A 16,177-nucleotide genomic window follows, 5' to 3' on the forward strand; every position below is an offset into this window, starting at 1 on the left:
TCAGTCGATCGACGCGCCCACGGTCTTGACCACCCCCGCCCACTTCTGCCGATCCCCCTTCACCGTAGCCTTGAACTGATCCACGGTCTCGACCCGCGGCGTGTTGCCGGCATCGATCAGCTTCTGGCGGATCGCCGGCGTTTCCAGCGCCACCTTCACCGCATCGTTGACCTTACGCGCGATCTTCGGATCCAGCCCCTTGGGCCCGAAGAAGCCGAACCAGATGGTGCTGTTGAAGCCGGGCAGGCCGCTCTCGGCAATGGTCGGCACGTCGGGAATCACTTGCACGCGCTGCTTGGTAGTCACGCCCAGCAGGCGCACCTTGCCGGCGCGGTACTGCGGCAGCACGCTCTGCACCTGGTTGAAGATGCAGCAGACCTCGCCCTTCACCACCGCCTGCAGCGCGTCGGGGCCGCCCTTGTAGGGCACGTGGACCATGTCCAGGCCGGCGCGCGCGTTGAACTCGGCAAAGGCCAGGTGCGTGCCGGTGCCGTTGCCGGTGGAGGCGAAGTTGTACTTGCCCGGGTTGGCCTTGACCTTCTCGATAAACTCCTTGACCGACTTCACGTCCAGCACCGCCGGGTTGACGGTCAGCACGTTGGAGACCTCGACCAGCGGCGCGATCGGGGTGAAATCGGCCTCGGCGTCGAACGGCAGGTTCTTGTACAGCGCCGGGTTGATGCCGTGCGTGGCGGCAGTGCCCAGCAGCAGCGTGTAGCCATCCGGCTTGGCATGCGCGACCACCTCGGAGGCCACGTTGCCGCCGGCGCCCGGCCGGTAGTCGTAGATGATGGTGGTCTTCAGCGACTTCTGCAGCGACTCCTGCAGCGTGCGGCCGACGATGTCGACGCCGGAGCCGGCAGTAAAGCCCATCAGGATCGTCACCGGCTGCGTCGGCCACTCCCCTTGCGCGCGGGCGGGCATGCTGACCGTGCTGACGGCAGCGGCGGCGCACAGCGCGGCCAGGCCGGTAGCGGAACGGAAGGACAAGCGCGGAAGCAGGCGGGACGAAATAGGCATGGGGGCACCGTCGGAGAGAGTCAGGACTGAACATGGGGCCGGCCGGGATCTGAGCCTCGGGCCAGCCCCACAAGATAGCAAGGATCCTGCCAAAACCAAACGACCGAGTTCGCTTGAAGGTATGCCATGCGGGCATATGGCCGCTCAGCGCCGCAGCAGGCCTACCAGTTCGTCGATCTCCGGCAAGGGCGCGCCGGTGCCGGCAGCGCCTTCTTCGTCCGCCTCCAGCAGCCCGTCGGCCAGCGCGCGCTTGTCGCGGTGCAGGTCGACGATGCGCTCTTCGATGGTGCCGGCATTGATCAGCCGGTACACCGTCACCGGACGCTGCTGGCCGATGCGGTGCGCGCGGCCCATGGCCTGGTCTTCGGCGGCGGGGTTCCACCAGGGGTCGGCAATGATCACGTAGTCGGCCGCGGTCAGGTTCAGGCCGAAGCCGCCGGCCTTCAGGCTGATCAGGAAGACATCGCCCTCGCCCGCCTGGAAGGCGGCCACGCGGCGGGTGCGCTCGGCCGCGGGGGTGGCGCCGTCCAGGTACTGCAGCGCCAGCCCGGCGCGCTCCAGCCCCTGGCGCAGCAACTGCAGGAAATCGACAAACTGGCTGAACACCAGGGTCTTGTGGCCGCTCGCGGCAAGCTCGCTGGCCAGCTCGACAAAGGCGCGCACCTTGGCGCCTTCGGGCAGCTGGCCGCTGAGTTCCGGCGTGACCAGGCGCGGATCGCACGCGGCGCGCCGCAGCCGCATCAGCTGCGCCAGCACGTGGATGCGCGCCTGGGCCTGGTGCTGGGCCTGCGCCAGGGCGCGCGCTCGGGCCCCGGCAGGCGCGCCTTTGGTGGCCTTGCGTGCCGCTTCCACGCGCGCCAGTGCGGCCTCGGCCTCGGTCTGGGCCTGGCGGCGCAGGGCCTCGTAGTGCGCGGCTTCGACCGGCTCGGGCTCGACCCGGATCACCAGCTCCGTGCGCGGCGGCAGTTCGTCCAGCACCTGCGCCTTGGTCCGGTGCAGCACGAACGGCGCGATCATGCGGCGCAGCCGCTGGCGCGCCTCGCGCATGCCGCCGCGCTCGATCGGGTTGGCAAAGTGTTCGTTGAAGCGGGCCAGCGAGCCCAGCAAACCCGGATTGCAGAACCGCATCACCGACCACAGCTCGGCCAGCCGGTTCTCCACCGGCGTGCCGGTCAGCGCCATGCGGAAGCCCGACGGCAGCGCGAACATGGCCTGCGCCCGCCGCGTGACCGCGTTCTTGAAGGCCTGCGCCTCGTCCGCGACCACGGTATGCCATGCGCGCGCGCAGAACGCCTTGCTGGCCTGCTGCAGCAGCGTGTACGAGACGATCACCAGGTCATGCGGCCCGGCCTGCGCCAGCAGCGTCTCGCGATCGCCCTCGGCATAGACATGGACGTTGAGCGTGGGCGCAAAGCGCCGCGCCTCGGCTGCCCAGTTGCCGCACACCGAAGTCGGCGCGATCACCAGCGCGGCGCCGCCGCCGGCGCGCGCCACCAGCACCGCCAGCGCCTGCAGGGTCTTGCCCAGGCCCATGTCGTCGGCCAGGCAGGCGCCCAGGCCCGAGGCCGCCAGCGTCATGGCCCAGCGGTAGCCGGCCTCCTGGTAGGGCCGCAGCTCAGCCGCCAGCGTGGCAGGCAGCGCGATGTCAGCCTCGCGCGCGGCGCGCAGCCGGGCGATGCGCTGGCGGAAATGCGCATCGGGATCGACGCCGGCGCCGGCCAGCACGTCATCCAGCCACGGCGTCGCCATCTGCGGGACGCGAATGCCGTCGGGCACATGCTCACCGACGCCGGCGAGGTCGCGCAGCCGGCCGCGCAGCGTGCGCGTCAGCGCCACGTAGACGCCCTGCCCCATCGGCACGAAGCGCCCGGCGTGGCTGCCGGTCCAGTCGATCAGCTTGCCCAGCTCCAGCACCAGCCCCTCGGCCACGCGCAGCTCGCCGGCCAGCCGGTACCATGCGCCGCGGCTCTCGATGTGCACGCCCAGCTGCGGCAGGTCGGCCGGCAGCACCCGCAGTTCCTTGCCGCGCGGCCATTCCACGGCCTGCACTGCGGGCAGGCCGGGCAGCGCCTCGACCACCGCGAGCGCGTCCTCCGGATCGTCCAGCATCCAGGTGTATTCGCCGCCCGGCGGCGCCAGCGCCACCAGCTGCGGCAATGCCGCGAAGACCTCGGCCACGCTGGCCAGCTCGGCATCCAGGTCGCGTTGCGTGGCCAGGGTCTCGCCGCGCACCGCGGCCATCAGGCGCTCGCGCCCGGCGCCGGGCGCGAGCCGCGGGCCGAGCGGCCCCAGCGGCGTCACCACCAGCCGCAGCGAAATGCCGCGCCCCGCCAGCCCGCCCAACGGTGCCACCTCGGCGCGCAGGCGCGCGTCAGCCTCCACCGCGCGCGATCCGCCCGCCTGGTCGGCCTGGACCTGGAACTGGCCGGCCAGCGCGCGCAAGGTCTGGTCGAGCTGGGCGTGGCCGTCCTCAGGGATCGCCAGGCCATCGCCGATCAGCCGGGCAGCCTCGAACTGCGCCGGCGTAAAGCGGATCAGCCGCAGCCGGTGCGGGCCGTCGCGCACCACCGTGAGCTGGCGCAGCGCCTCGGCCTCCTGGCGCGCGGCGGCCGGCAGCAAGGCTTCCATCGCCGGCGCCTCGCGCACCGGCGGGAACATGCGCAGCACGTAGCGGCCGGCGCTGCGCACCGCTTCCAGCGCGGGCGCGTCCTCCACCACCTCCAGCGTCTGCGACGGCGCATGCGCCAGCACCACGCCGGGGTGCCCCACCAGCGCCATCGCCGCGGCGGCGCGGTCGAGCACGTAGCGCCGGTTGTGCGACTGGTCGCGGCGGATGGCGCGGGCCACGCGGGCGTCCCACGGCTCCAGCCGGTCGTCCTCGGCCACGCGCGCCAGCGGCACTGGCCTGGGCTTGCCCCAGCCGCGCGCGCCGCGCACCTGCTCGAGCGGCTCGATCGTGCCGGGCGCGCCGTCGGCATCCAGCGTCAGCGCCCACAGCAGGCGCCTGCCGCCTTCGGCCCCGGCGGCAGGCTCGCTGCCGGCGAGCGCGCGCAGCGCCTCCAGCGCCTGCTGCCAGCCGGGCTGCGGCGCGGACGCGCCGCCGGGGTCGGAAGCCCTGTCAGGCGGGACATCGGGTCCGGGATGTGGGGTCAAAGGCACGGCGAGTGTGGGAATCAAGGCCGCCAGCGCGGCGGCACGATGCGCGGAACAGGGCAAGAATGCCCGAAAAAGAGGATTCTAGACCGCAGCGGCGCCCGCGCCGCGTTGTGACCCATGTCCCCCGGGCTTACAATGTCGTTTTTGCTATTTCCACGGCGCAGGGAGAACAGACATGTCGATGGCGGATCGCGACGGCAAGATTTGGATGGACGGCAAGCTGATCGAATGGCGCGACGCCAAGATCCACGTGCTGACGCATACGCTGCACTATGGCATGGGCGTGTTCGAGGGCGTACGCGCCTACAAGACCCCCGAAGGCACCGCCATCTTCCGCCTGAAGGAGCACACCCGCCGCCTGTTCAATTCGGCCAAGATCTTCCAGATGGTCATGCCCTTCGACGAGGCCACCCTGGAAGCGGCGCAGCGCGAAGTGGTGCGCGCCAACAAGCTGGAATCCTGCTACATCCGCCCGATCGTGTGGGTCGGCGACGAGAAACTGGGCGTCTCGGCCAAGGGCAACACCATCCACGTGGCAATCGCGGCCTGGCCGTGGGGCGCCTACCTGGGCGAGGAAGGCATGGAGCGCGGCATCCGCGTGAAGACCTCGTCGTTCACGCGCCACCACGTCAACGTGTCGCTGGTGCGCGCCAAGGCGAGCGGCTACTACATCAACTCGATCCTGGCCAACCAGGAAGCCACCGGCCTGGGCTACGACGAAGCGCTGCTGCTCGACACCGAGGGCTATGTCAGCGAAGGCTCGGGCGAGAACGTGTTTATCGTGCGCAACGGCGTGATCTACACGCCGGACCTGGCCTCGTGCCTGGACGGCATCACCCGCGACGCCACCCTGACCATCGCGCGCGACCTGGGCATCGAGGTGCGTGAAAAGCGCATTACCCGCGACGAGATGTATTGCGCCGACGAGGCCTTCTTCACCGGCACCGCCGCCGAAGTGACGCCGATCCGCGAACTGGACGACCGCGTCATCGGCGAAGGCCGCCGCGGCCCGGTGACCAAGCAGATCCAGGACGCGTTCTTTGCCGCCGTGGGCGGCACCAACGAAAAGTACAAGAAGTGGCTGACGCTGGTCTGAGCACCGGCTGCCAGCCCCTGTTGCGCGCGCCCGGCACTGCCGGGCGCGGCACACCCGCTGTTTTCATCGAACAATAAGCATCACTCCCTGCAACACCATGACGCAAACCGCCACCATCATCGAAATCGGCGCTGAAGACATTCCGCTGCATTGCCCGACCGCCAACACCCCGGCATGGAACTACCATCCGCGCGTGTTCCTCGACGTGGCAGACACCGGCGAAGCCAAGTGCCCCTACTGCGGCACCGTCTACAAGCTCAAGCCGGGCACCGTGCTGAAGGGCCACCACTGACCCGAGCCGCCCGCATGCGCACGATCCCGACGCTCCGGGCCGCTTGCAGGCGCCCCGGAGCGTCGGCATTGCCGGCGTCCGCGCCGACGCACCCGTGCCGGCTCCAAGCGCCCCGCCCATGAAGAAAGCCCTCGTCATCGCCCCCAACTGGATCGGCGACGCCCTGATGGCGCAGCCGCTCTTTGCGCTGCTCAAGGCGCGCCATCCGCGCCTGGTCATCGACGCACTCGCGCCCAAGTGGGTCGCGCCCGTGCTCGCGCGCATGCCGGAGATCGGCCGCGTGTTCCCGTCCGACCTCGCGCACGGCAAGCTGCAGCTGTCGGCACGGCTGATGTTCGCGCAGCAGCTCAAGAACGAAGGCTACGACCTCGCCTACGTGCTGCCGAACTCGCTCAAGTCGGCACTGGTCCCCTGGCTGGCCGGCATCCCGCTGCGCATCGGCTACCGCGGCGAAGCCCGCTTCGGCCTGCTCAACGTGCGCCACGCCAACCCGCCGCGCGACAAGCGCCCGCCGATGGTGGAGCACTACGCCCGCCTGGCGCTCAAGCCCGGCGCGCGCCTGCCCGAAGACCTGCCCGAGCCGCGCCTGCGCGTCGACCCGACGCGCATGGCGGCCACCGCCGAGCGCTTTGGCATCGCCCCGCACACGCGCGTGATCGCGTTCTGCCCGGGAGCCGAGTTCGGCCCGGCCAAGCGCTGGCCGGCCGGGCATTTCGCCAGGCTCGCGCAGATGCTGCGGCGTTCCTACCCGTATGCGCAGATGATCACGCTGGGCTCGGCCAAGGACGCCGAGATCGCCGCCGAGATCGTCAGCGAGGCCCCGTTCGTGCGCAACCTTTGCGGCCAGACCTCGCTGGATGATGCCGTGGACCTGCTGGCGCTGTCCGAAGCCGCGGTCTGCAACGACTCCGGCCTGATGCACGTCACCGCGGCGCTGAACCGGCCCCAGGTGGCGGTGTTCGGCTCGAGCGACCCGCGCCACACGCCGCCGTTGTCACAGGCAGCGAGTATCATGTGGCTGCAGCTGGAGTGCAGTCCCTGCTTCAAGCGCGAGTGCCCGCTGGGCCACCTGCGCTGCCTGAAAGAGATCGAACCTGAAATGGTGTTCGTCGAGCTGCGCAAGCTGCTGCACCGGCCCTGACCTCACTGCCCTCGCCACTTCTACTGCCACCATGCCTCGCTTTGCCCGCCTGTTCGATTCCGCCGAAGACATCGTCGAAGCCTTTCGCGAAGCGCTGAAGCTGCGCGACGCAGACGGCGCGCTGCGCCTGTGGCTGGACGAAGACTCGATCACCTGCGTGCTGCCCGACGGCCAGCGCCTGATCGGCCACGAACAGCTGCGCCAGGCCTTCCTGCAACTGCTGGAAGAACAGCCGGTGCTGGTTGATGCAATCGAGACCAGCAGCCATGCGTCGATGGCCGTGTCGATCTTCGACGTGACCGAGGCGCTGCGCTTCGGCGGCGACCGCGTCGAGGCCGACCTGTACGTGCACACCACCTATGTGCTGATGCAGAACCACGAAGGCTGGCGCCTGGCGCATATCCACTGCAGCCCGGCCAACGCGGTGCAGGTTGCCGCCGTGGCCGCCGCGCCGGGGCAGGCGCTGCACTGAACCCGCATGGCCGCCGCGCCGCGGCCTGCTGCAACACCACGCCGGCATGACGCAGCTTCCGCACCACCGCCTTCCCCAGGCCGTCCACGCCGCCCAGGCTGATCCCGCCACGGCGCCCGGCCATGGCTACGGCGAAGGCGTGCCGATGCCCTGGTGGCTGCGCGGCGGCCATGCCCAGACCATCATCCCCGCGCGCTTCACGCGCCGCCCACCGCGCGTGAGCTTCCGCCGCGAGCGCTGGGATACCCCCGACCAGGACTTCATCGACCTCGACTGGACCACCCACCCGGTGCGCCCGGACACGCCGCTGGTGGTGATGTTCCACGGCCTGGAGGGCGATTCCGGCAGCCACTACGCGCAGGCGCTGATGCATGCGCTGTCCCTGCGCGGCTGGCAGGGCGTGGTCCCGCATTTCCGCGGCTGCTCGGGCGAGCTCAACCTGGCGCCGCGCTTCTACCATTCGGGCGATTCGGCCGAGATCCGCTGGGTGCTGGAGCGCATGCGCCAGCGCCATTGCGCCAACGGGCGCAAGCTGCTGGTGGTGGGGATCTCGCTGGGCGGCAACGCACTGCTGCGCTTCCTGGGCGAGGACGGCACCAGCGCCGGCCACGTGCATGCGGCCGCGGCGATCTCCGCGCCGCTGGACCTGGCTGCCGGCGGCGCGGCGCTATCAGCCGGCTTCAACCTGGTCTACACGCGCATGTTCCTGCAGACGCTCAAGCGCAAGTCGCTGGCCAAGCTGGGGCAGTTCCCGGGGCTGTTCGACCGCGACACGATGCTGGCCAGCCGCGACCTGTACGCCTTCGACAACGTCGTCACCGCGCCGCTGCACGGCTTTGTCGATACCGACGACTACTGGCGCCGCGCCGCCAGCAAACCCGTGCTGCGCGACATCGCCGTGCCCACGCTGGTGCTCAATGCGCGCAACGATCCCTTCCTGCCGGCCCGGCACCTGCCCGGCCCGGCCGACGCCAGCCCCCAGGTATGGCTGGAACAGCCCGAGCACGGCGGCCATGTCGGCTTCATGACCCCGCCCGAGGGCTGGCGCCGGCACCTGCCCCTGCTGCCCGACGGGCGCTTCAGCGGCGACATCGAATGGTTGCCGGCACGGATCCTGAGATTTTTTGACGGCATGATGTGAGGCGGGCGCAGTCCCCCCCACGGCCCGCCGAGGAGACAGACATGGACGAGATCGTCAGGCAAGCCATGGCACGCTGGCCCAACGTGCCCAACGCCTACGGCTGGCTGGCACTGGACCGCCGCGGCCAGTGGCGCCTGCGCAATGAGTACGCCCAGCAGCACGGGCTGTCGGGCGACCCCATCCGCCATGAAGCGCTGATCGGCTTTATCGAACGCAACTACCTGTGCGACGAGCGCGGCGCCTGGTACTTCCAGAACGGCCCGCAGCGGGTGTTCGTATCACTGGGCTATGCGCCGTGGGTCGTGCGGCTGCATGAAGGCGCGTTGCGCACGACCACGCAGCAGGCCTTCACGCTGCAGGCCTGCTACGCCGACGAGCACGGCAACGTGGTGCTGGCCGGCACGGTCGAGGGCATGGCGCAAGGCAGCCCGCCGGCACAGCAGGCCGCCCTGCTGCACGACCACGACCTGGAACTGTTCAGCGGCGCCAGCACCTGGCATGGCGAAGCCTGCGGCACTGACCTGGGCGTATTTCACCATGATGGCCGCGACATCCCGATCGAGCCGATTGCCGAGAGCGAGGTGCCCAGGCGCTTTGGCTTCGTGCGCCAGCCGGCGCCGCCGGCTGGCTGAACGCCTGCCTCAGTTAGGCATGCCCTTGCTGTCCTGCTTGTCCTCGCGGTACTGGCGCTCCAGCTGGTGCAGGCGCGCATCGACCTCGGACAGCGTGTAGAAGTCGCCATCGCCGGCCTTGCGCGCGATCTGCAGTTGCTCGATCGCGGCCTGGTAGGCGCCGTCCATCGCATACTTCTCGGCCAGCGCCTGGTGCTGCTGCAAGCGCTTGCCCTGGCCCGCGTAGGCGCGCGCCAGCAGCTCCCACCATTCGCCGCGGCTGGTTTCCTGGCGCGTGCGTTCGCGCAGGAAGCGCACGGCCTCTTCATAGCGGCCTGAGCCGACCAGGGTGTCGGCATAGGCAATCGCCACCGCATGCGACAGCGGGAACGCCTTCATCGACGCGCTGGCCTGGGACAGTGCCTCGGGCACGCGGCCCTGCGCGCGCGCCAGTTCCACCGCCATCACGTCCAGCATGGGGCTGCCCGAGGTGGCGCCGGGGATATTGCCGTAGAGTCGGCGCGCCTCGGCCAGCTCCTGCTCGGCGGCCGGGTAGCGGCCCAGCCGCTGCTCGGTAAAGGCAAGGCCGTAGTGCAGCGCCGGAGCGCGCAGTGCCGTTGCTCCCGGCAGTTGCGTGCGCAGCGCCGCGCGCAGGTTCTGCAGGTCGCTGGGCGAAGATTCCTGGATCACGCGGGCCCGCATCCGCGCAAACTCGTATTCAGGCGTGTTGGCGACCTTGCGCTTGCTGGCATGGCTGACGCGGTCCTGCATGTCGGCAATCCGCTCGGAGGTCAGCGGGTGAGTCCGCACATAAGACGGGACCGAGTTTTCCGCGGTCCCCGATGCGCGCTGCAGCCGCATGAAGAAGTCGGGCATGCCCTGCGGGTCAAACCCCGCCGCGGTCAGGATCTGGAAGCCGACCCGGTCGGCCTCGCGCTCGGCCCCGCGCGAGAACGACAGCTGGTTGGCGATGGCCGCGCCCTGCCCGCCCATGGCCAGCGCCGCCGCGGCGTCCGGGCTGCGCGTGGCGGCCAGGCCCGCCAGCACCATCGAGGCCAGCGCGATCCACATCGACTGGTCCTGCGAGGTGATGCCGCGCGCGATATGCCGCTGCATCACGTGGCCGATTTCATGGCCCAGCACCGAGGCCAGTTCCGATTCCGTATCGGACTGCACCAGCAGCCCGGTATGCACGCCGATATAGCCGCCCGGCAGCGCAAACGCGTTGATGCTGCGGTCACGCACCGCGAACAGGTCAAAGCCGGTGGCAAAGGTGCCCGCACCGGTCGAGCCGGAGATATTCTGGCGCCGCGCCGCCTGCACCAGCCGGTAGCCCAGCGCATTCAGGTAATCGGACAGCAGCGGATCCGGCACGTACAGCGGGTCGCGGCGGATATCGCGCATGATGCGGTCGCCCAGGCGCTTTTCCATGTCGGGCGACAGCGACGCCGTGGACGGGTCGCCCAGGTCCGGCAGTTGCACGCCGCCGGCCTCCACCACCGCGTTGTTGGTGCGCAGGCCGAACTCGGACTTCTGGCCCGCCTTCACGCTGCGGTTCAGGTTGTCATAGACCTGGTCGCTGGCCTCGCCCGAGATGGCGGGCACCGGCTGTGGGGGCCTGGCAGGCACGGCCGCTACCGGCGTGGCTGGCGCCGTGGCCGTGCGCGGCGTACCCTGGGGCCAGGCCGGCGCCGCCAACGTCAGCGCCAGCAGCGCCGCCAGCGGCCGCCGCCATGGCGTCCATGCGCCGCCAGCGCGGCAATGGCCGGCGCCTGCGCGATGTGACGCAGAGCCGGCGGGAACAGCGTCCGCCACGGCGCCGGGGCCGCGTGCGGCAGACCTGCGAAGCGATGGGTGTTTTGGCATGTTGCTATGATAGCGGCCTCCCGTGGCCGTTCCCATCGGATGCTTCCCAGGGACGCCGGCGGCCACCAGCACGCAGTTCGCACTGAAGCTCTCGATCATGACCCAGCTCACCCATTTCGATACCGCCGGACAGGCCCACATGGTCGACGTCGGCGACAAGGCCAGCACCCACCGCGTCGCCGTGGCCACCGGCACCATCACCATGCAGCCCGCCACCTTCGCGCTGGTGCGCGACGGCAGCGCCAAGAAAGGCGACGTGATCGGCATCGCCCGCGTGGCAGCGATCATGGCCACCAAGCGCACCGCCGACCTGATCCCGCTATGCCACCCGATCGGCCTGACCAAGGTGGCGGTCGAGTTCGCGCTGGACGAGGCCACCGCCACCGTCGCCTGCACCGTGCGCACCGAAACCCGCGGCCAGACCGGCGTGGAGATGGAAGCACTGACCGGGGTGCAGGTGGCGCTGCTGACGATCTACGACATGTGCAAGGCGGTGGACCGTGGCATGGTGATCGGCAACGTGAAGCTGCTGGAGAAGCACGGCGGCAAGTCGGGGGATTGGGTCGCGGCCGGCTGACCTCCGCACGTGACGCCTGCAACACGCGCCGCGATGGGCTGTGTCACGATGTCTTACGCCAGGGTCGTTCCCCGGTAATAAAGGTAACGCCGCATTTCCAGCCGGGCCGCCGTGGCGCCGGCGCGGGACAATTTGGTATTCAATATGATTGCAGGCCCCGCGCTGGTTGGGGCCTGCTGACCCTGTCCGTGGCGTGCCATGCGGTGCGCGCGGGGATGAGGTGGATACCATGAACGGGCGCATGCTCTGCCAGATCGCCCTGGCACTGGCGGCCACGGCCGCAAGCGGCGCCGCCCTCGCCGGGCGGGCCGATCTCCACGATGCCGCTTTACACGATAGCGACGCACGCGGCGGCTTCATCAAGACGCGCACAAGCGTCGGCGTGGGCCTCTATTTCGGGCCTGGCGTGTTCTACGGCGGCTACCCGTATGGCTACCCCGCCCCGTACTACTACCCGCCCGCCGTGGTCACCGCACCCGCGGCGCCGCCGCAGTATATCGAACAGGGTCCGAACGGCCCCGTGCCGGTCCCCGGCCCGGAGGGCGTAGCGCCGCAGCAGGGCTGGTGGTACCACTGCAACCAGCCCGAAGGCTACTACCCCTATGTGCAGTCCTGCCCCGGCGGCTGGCAACGCATACCGGCACAGCCGCCGGCCAACTCCTGATGCGGGGTGACACCATGCATGCCCTGACCCGCGCCACGCTGGCCGTGGCCACCCTGACCCTCGGCGCCTGCGCCGTGATGCCTGCCGGCCCCAGCGTGATGGTGCTGCCGGGCACCGGCAAGAGCTTCGACCAGTTCCGCGTCGACGACTACAACTGCCGCCAGTTCGCCTTCGGGCGGGTGGGCGGTGTCTCGTCCGCGCAGGCCGCCAACAATGCCGCCGTCGGCAGCGCCGTGGTCGGCACCGCCCTCGGCGCAGCCGCGGGCGCGGCCTTTAATGGCGGCTCGGGTGCGGCGGTGGGTGCAGGCGTCGGCCTGCTGACTGGCGCGGCGGTCGGCGCTGGCAATGCCCAGTACGCGGGTTACGGCACGCAACAGCAATACGATGCCGCCTACGTTCAGTGCATGTACGCCAGCGGCAACCGCGTGCCGGCCCCCGGACGCGTGGCCGCTGCGCCGCCGGCACCTCGGTACTACTACTATCCGCCGCCTCCGCCGCCGGTCTACTACAGCCCGTACCCGTACTACTAGGTCAGTCCCGGGGCCATTCGGAGTACCGACGCGAACGGTCGCCGACCCATGCGCAGAATCCCTGCGGGCGTTGGTCTGCTGCCAGATCGCGGCATGCCTTCGCAATCTCGGCGTATTGCGCAACTTCATCGCCAAGGTAGTACCAGCGCAGCCGTTCCATCCACTGGCGGCCTTGCGCAGGATCGCCGGTCAGCGCCAGCAGCCATGCGGTGCGCGCGATCATGGTCGGCGTAGGCAGCAGGTGGACGGCCGCGATGTGGGCGGGCAACAACTCGGCCGCATTGGCCGGCGTAATCGTGGCCAGGCCGGCAGCATCGGCCTGCGCGTGCTGGCGGAACCAGAAGCGCGGCATCGGCAAGGCGCTGCGGCCTTCGCTGCTGGCGTATTCGCGCGCTTCGGCGCGGCGGTAGTCTTGCCACATGGTGGCCAGCACGATCGCGGCTACCACGACAAACGCGATCGCCAGTCCACGTGCCACTGGCATCGGCACGCGCCAACGCCCGAAGCCCGACGGCTCCAGCCAACCGAGCATGAAGCAGAACGGCAGGAAAAAATAGAGGTAATGCAGCGGGTATTCGAGCATCGAATGCGCGCACAGCATCGCCAGCCAGGTAAGAACCAGCACGGTCTGCTTGCGCTCTTCGCCATCGCCGTGCCACAGGCGAACGCGAATCACGCGCCATAGCCACGCCAGCAGGATCAGGCCTACGCCGGCGGTGCCGACGATGCCCGTCTTCGCCAGCAGGTCGAGGATGGCGTTGTGGGCGTGCAGGGACATCTCCACCTTCACGCCGACTTGCTGCAACTGCTGGAATTGCGCCCAGCCGAACTCGCCCCAGCCGACGCCGAACCAGGGGTGGGAGCGGAACATTGCCAGCGCGTGGGTCCACAGTGCGCTGCGTGCGGACATCTGGTCTTCGGCTTCGAGTTGGGCGATGGTGTCGAACAGGCGCCAGTCGAAGGCTTGCCCTGCGGCGCGGATTGCGGGTTGCAGGATCAGTAGCATTGCCACCATCGCTACTGCTGCGACGAGCAGACCGACTGGTCGCTGCATTGGATCCGAGTCACGTCGAGCGCCTCGCGCCAGCCATGCCGCGACCAGTGCATAGACCGCAGCCAGGCCAACATGCAGCACGCCGGTTCGCGAACCGGACAGCACAATGCCGCCCTCCAGCAAGGCCACCGCCGCGAGCCACATCGGGAAACGCAAGCGGCCCCGCGAGGCCAGCCATACTGACGCCACCAACGCCAGGCCTTCGACGGTGGCCTGGTGGTTGGGTTGGTTCAGGTTGCCCCAGAGGCGGCGGTTGTTGTCGTAGAAGTAGGTGGAGACGAGGCCGAAGGCGCGGGGTTCGAGGTGGAAGAGTTGCACCCATTGCGTGAGGGTGCCCAGCAGGCCGGCGATGAGGAAGGCCGTGGCGAGGGCATCGCCGATATACAATGTCCCTGAATCTCGCGTGTTTCGGCACGACCAGGCCGCACAGGCCACCACTGCGCCGAGGAGCAGTGTGAGGATGGTGATCAGGCGGCTGCCAGTGGTGTCAGCATACCCGAATGCATCCTGCACCAGGCTTACAGCGACTAGCCAGAGGCAAAGCAGAAGCACCCAAGGCAGTCGTATAGAGGGGGAGGTAGCAGAACAGCGAACAGCATAAATCGCCAGCACTGCCGCGGCACAGAGCGCGGCTGTCCATTCGCCATAGAAGGTGGCCAGTGGCAGGGTGTGGCGGGAGACCAGCAGCGCGCAAACTATAGCTGTGCCAAGGGAAGCCGACGAAAGGAAGAACTTGGACAGGGGCATTTGGGCGCCTGGTTAAAGGGAAAGGCGCATGATAGCCGTGGTACAGGCGAAGAAAAAGCGCCCGAAGGCGCTTCCCAAAGCAATATCACAAGGCGCTTGGCCCTGTAACCATCAGGAGCAACCGGTCGGCTTGTACGCCGCAGCGCCGAAGCCTGTAGTCGTGCAGTTGTACAGGCCAGTAGCAGTCCGAACGAGCTGAATAGTAGGAGCGGCACCGATCCGACCCGGGGAAGAGATCGTGCACTGAATTGCGGGGTTCGCAGCCGGTGTCGAACCATCGGCAATGGGCGCATTAATCGCAATGGTGGTGCAGTTACCCGACGAAACCCCGAGTCCAATGTCGCCAGGAACAGCCAGCGCCGTGCTATTGACTACCCCGAGTTCATAGTTGGTCTTACCACCCGCAATATCTGCATAAGCCGCTGCAGCCTTGCTCTTTGCAACGTAATCCTGGTATGCGGGAATTGCAATTGCCGCCAAAATACCAATGATCGCCACCACGATCATCAGTTCAATCAGCGTAAAGCCCTTCTGAACCCGACGGCCCAGTTTCTTCAGTTGTTGTACCCGTTGCATGATTTGACCCCTCGAAGAGATTTTGGTTGAGCGTTGCACGTCTTCGGTTTCGTGACGCGGGGACCATTGAGCAGTAAGCGTGCCAGCGGCATCCCCCATCCGCAGGGGGTAAAAACCGACAAATTTCGTCACCCGTCAGGGGGATGCATGCCGTATGCGCCAAAATTTGTCACTTGCGCCCGCCTACCACCGCGCGAAGCGACAAAATGTGCGATCACTCACATGAGTTAGTTGGCCAAGGCACCGACGACCGCCTTGCCGGCGCGCCAATGAAAAAGGGCGGCCCGCTGGCCGCCCTTCTCGCCTGGGCGGAACCTCGTCAGGCGGCCTGCGCCGACCGGCGGCTCAGCAGCTTGCCCATGATCACCACCAGGATCGCGCCGGCGGCGCCGAATACCAGGTGGGCATGCGGCACGTGGACTTCGAACCAGGCGGCGTCGACCGGGTCGCTAACCAGCATTTCACCGGCCAGGTAGCCCAGCAGCGCGGCGCCCAGCACGATGATGACCGGGAAGCGTTCCATCACCTTGAGCAGTAGCGTGCTGCCGAACACGATCAGCGGGATCGACAGGCCCAGACCGATGATCAGCAGCATCAGCTGGCTGCCCTCGGGGCCCTTCTGCGCGGCGGCGGCCACGGCCACCACGTTGTCGAGCGACATCACCAGGTCCGCGATCAGGATGGTGCGGATCGCGGCCCAGATATTGTCCTTGCCGTCGTGGCCTTCCTCGTCGTCATCGCCGGTCAGCAGTTGCACGCCGATGTAGACCAGCAGCACGGCGCCGACGATCTTCAGGTACGGCAGGCTCAGCAGCTTGACCGCGGCCACGGTCAGCACCACGCGCATGATGATGGCGGCGGCGCTGCCCCAGAAGATGGCTTTCTTCTGCTGGGCGGGCGGCAGGTTACGCGAGGCGAGCGCGATCACCACCGCGTTGTCGCCGGACAGGACGATATTGGTCAGGATGATCGATCCCAACGCAATCCAGAATGTGGTGGAAGACAGCAGTTCCACGGGAGGGCTCCTCGAATTTTATAGGTGGCACACCCGTCATCTGACGGGATTTCGGATGTCTCGAAACACGGACATGACTGTTTACCGCACGAACCTTTCGATTAGATTTCAATCTTGTAATGTTTCGTGCCGGAAGCCACGCCGAACCGTCCTCCAGAACGACAATGCCCCCGCACGGGCGGGGGCATTGTCTGGTTCTTCATCCCCGCGCTAGCGGGA

The 16,177-nt window shown here is 68.5% G+C and carries 15 protein-coding genes and 1 pseudogene; 9 read left to right on the forward strand and 7 right to left on the reverse strand.

Features of this window, described 5'->3' with window-relative positions; genetic code table 11:
- Together AC3WVS_RS04900 and AC3WVS_RS04905 are read right to left on the reverse strand one after the other, a co-directional pair.
- Positions 1 to 1,020: a Bug family tripartite tricarboxylate transporter substrate binding protein gene (locus tag AC3WVS_RS04900; RefSeq protein ID WP_492317636.1), complete on the reverse strand. Its 1,020-nt coding sequence runs from the start codon at positions 1,018 to 1,020 to the stop codon at positions 1 to 3.
- Positions 1,021 to 1,164: 144 nt separating this feature from the next.
- Positions 1,165 to 4,179 carry an SNF2-related protein gene (locus tag AC3WVS_RS04905; RefSeq protein WP_492317637.1) on the reverse strand — a complete coding sequence of 1,005 codons (3,015 nt, stop codon included), beginning with the start codon at positions 4,177 to 4,179 and terminating at the stop codon, positions 1,165 to 1,167.
- A gap of 172 nt (positions 4,180 to 4,351) precedes the next feature.
- Here AC3WVS_RS04905 and AC3WVS_RS04910 point away from each other — a divergent pair, with 172 nt between their 5' ends.
- The 6 genes from AC3WVS_RS04910 to AC3WVS_RS04935 all read left to right on the forward strand — a co-directional run bounded on the left by AC3WVS_RS04910 (position 4,352) and on the right by AC3WVS_RS04935 (position 8,950).
- Positions 4,352 to 5,272, forward strand: coding sequence for a branched-chain amino acid transaminase (locus AC3WVS_RS04910; protein WP_010812204.1), 921 nt, complete (start codon positions 4,352 to 4,354; stop codon positions 5,270 to 5,272).
- 97 nt (positions 5,273 to 5,369) lie between these two features.
- Entirely contained in the window at positions 5,370 to 5,564 is a 195-nt protein-coding gene (locus tag AC3WVS_RS04915; RefSeq protein WP_010812205.1) for a zinc-finger domain-containing protein, read from the forward strand.
- 118 nt (positions 5,565 to 5,682) lie between these two features.
- Positions 5,683 to 6,705, forward strand: a complete 1,023-nt coding sequence (gene waaF / locus AC3WVS_RS04920; protein ID WP_010812206.1) for a lipopolysaccharide heptosyltransferase II — start codon at positions 5,683 to 5,685, stop codon at positions 6,703 to 6,705.
- 31 nt (positions 6,706 to 6,736) lie between these two features.
- On the forward strand, positions 6,737 to 7,177 hold the full coding sequence (locus tag AC3WVS_RS04925) for a YybH family protein (protein ID WP_010812207.1): 441 nt from the start codon (positions 6,737 to 6,739) through the stop codon (positions 7,175 to 7,177).
- A 46-nt stretch (positions 7,178 to 7,223) separates the two neighbouring features.
- The gene (locus AC3WVS_RS04930) at positions 7,224 to 8,318 is read left to right on the forward strand and encodes a YheT family hydrolase (RefSeq protein WP_037025088.1); all 1,095 of its coding nucleotides are present in this window, start codon (positions 7,224 to 7,226) and stop codon (positions 8,316 to 8,318) included.
- 41 nt (positions 8,319 to 8,359) lie between these two features.
- Complete coding sequence (locus AC3WVS_RS04935) at positions 8,360 to 8,950, forward strand: DUF2946 family protein (protein WP_492317638.1); 591 nt, start codon at positions 8,360 to 8,362, stop codon at positions 8,948 to 8,950.
- A 9-nt stretch (positions 8,951 to 8,959) separates the two neighbouring features.
- Here AC3WVS_RS04935 and AC3WVS_RS04940 read toward each other — a convergent pair whose 3' ends face one another.
- Complete coding sequence (locus AC3WVS_RS04940; protein WP_492317639.1) at positions 8,960 to 10,795, reverse strand: beta-barrel assembly-enhancing protease; 1,836 nt, start codon at positions 10,793 to 10,795, stop codon at positions 8,960 to 8,962.
- Between the two features lie 97 nt (positions 10,796 to 10,892).
- Between AC3WVS_RS04940 and moaC the strand changes: the two genes are divergently transcribed.
- The 3 genes from moaC to AC3WVS_RS04955 all read left to right on the forward strand — a co-directional run bounded on the left by moaC (position 10,893) and on the right by AC3WVS_RS04955 (position 12,566).
- Positions 10,893 to 11,372, forward strand: coding sequence for a cyclic pyranopterin monophosphate synthase MoaC (gene moaC / locus AC3WVS_RS04945; RefSeq protein WP_035816150.1), 480 nt, complete (start codon positions 10,893 to 10,895; stop codon positions 11,370 to 11,372).
- A 229-nt stretch (positions 11,373 to 11,601) separates the two neighbouring features.
- Positions 11,602 to 12,036, forward strand: coding sequence for a hypothetical protein (locus AC3WVS_RS04950; RefSeq protein WP_492317640.1), 435 nt, complete (start codon positions 11,602 to 11,604; stop codon positions 12,034 to 12,036).
- A gap of 14 nt (positions 12,037 to 12,050) precedes the next feature.
- Positions 12,051 to 12,566: a hypothetical protein gene (locus AC3WVS_RS04955; protein WP_492317641.1), complete on the forward strand. Its 516-nt coding sequence runs from the start codon at positions 12,051 to 12,053 to the stop codon at positions 12,564 to 12,566.
- Between the two features lies 1 nt (position 12,567).
- Here the strand turns inward: AC3WVS_RS04955 and AC3WVS_RS04960 are convergent, their stop codons facing one another.
- The 4 genes and pseudogenes from AC3WVS_RS04960 to AC3WVS_RS04975 all read right to left on the reverse strand — a co-directional run bounded on the left by AC3WVS_RS04960 (position 12,568) and on the right by AC3WVS_RS04975 (position 15,958).
- Complete coding sequence (locus tag AC3WVS_RS04960) at positions 12,568 to 14,367, reverse strand: PglL family O-oligosaccharyltransferase (protein WP_492317642.1); 1,800 nt, start codon at positions 14,365 to 14,367, stop codon at positions 12,568 to 12,570.
- 111 nt (positions 14,368 to 14,478) lie between these two features.
- Entirely contained in the window at positions 14,479 to 14,775 is a 297-nt protein-coding gene (locus AC3WVS_RS04965) for a pilin (protein ID WP_492317689.1), read from the reverse strand.
- A gap of 23 nt (positions 14,776 to 14,798) precedes the next feature.
- Positions 14,799 to 14,943: pseudogene (locus AC3WVS_RS04970) on the reverse strand (prepilin-type N-terminal cleavage/methylation domain-containing protein); the annotation flags it as partial.
- 319 nt (positions 14,944 to 15,262) lie between these two features.
- Positions 15,263 to 15,958 (reverse strand): TerC family protein, encoded by a 696-nt coding sequence (locus AC3WVS_RS04975; protein ID WP_058698367.1) that lies wholly within the window; start codon positions 15,956 to 15,958, stop codon positions 15,263 to 15,265.
- Positions 15,959 to 16,177 lie beyond the last annotated feature (219 nt).

Source organism: Cupriavidus sp. CPT47-8839-RL05A, assembly GCF_058792255.1.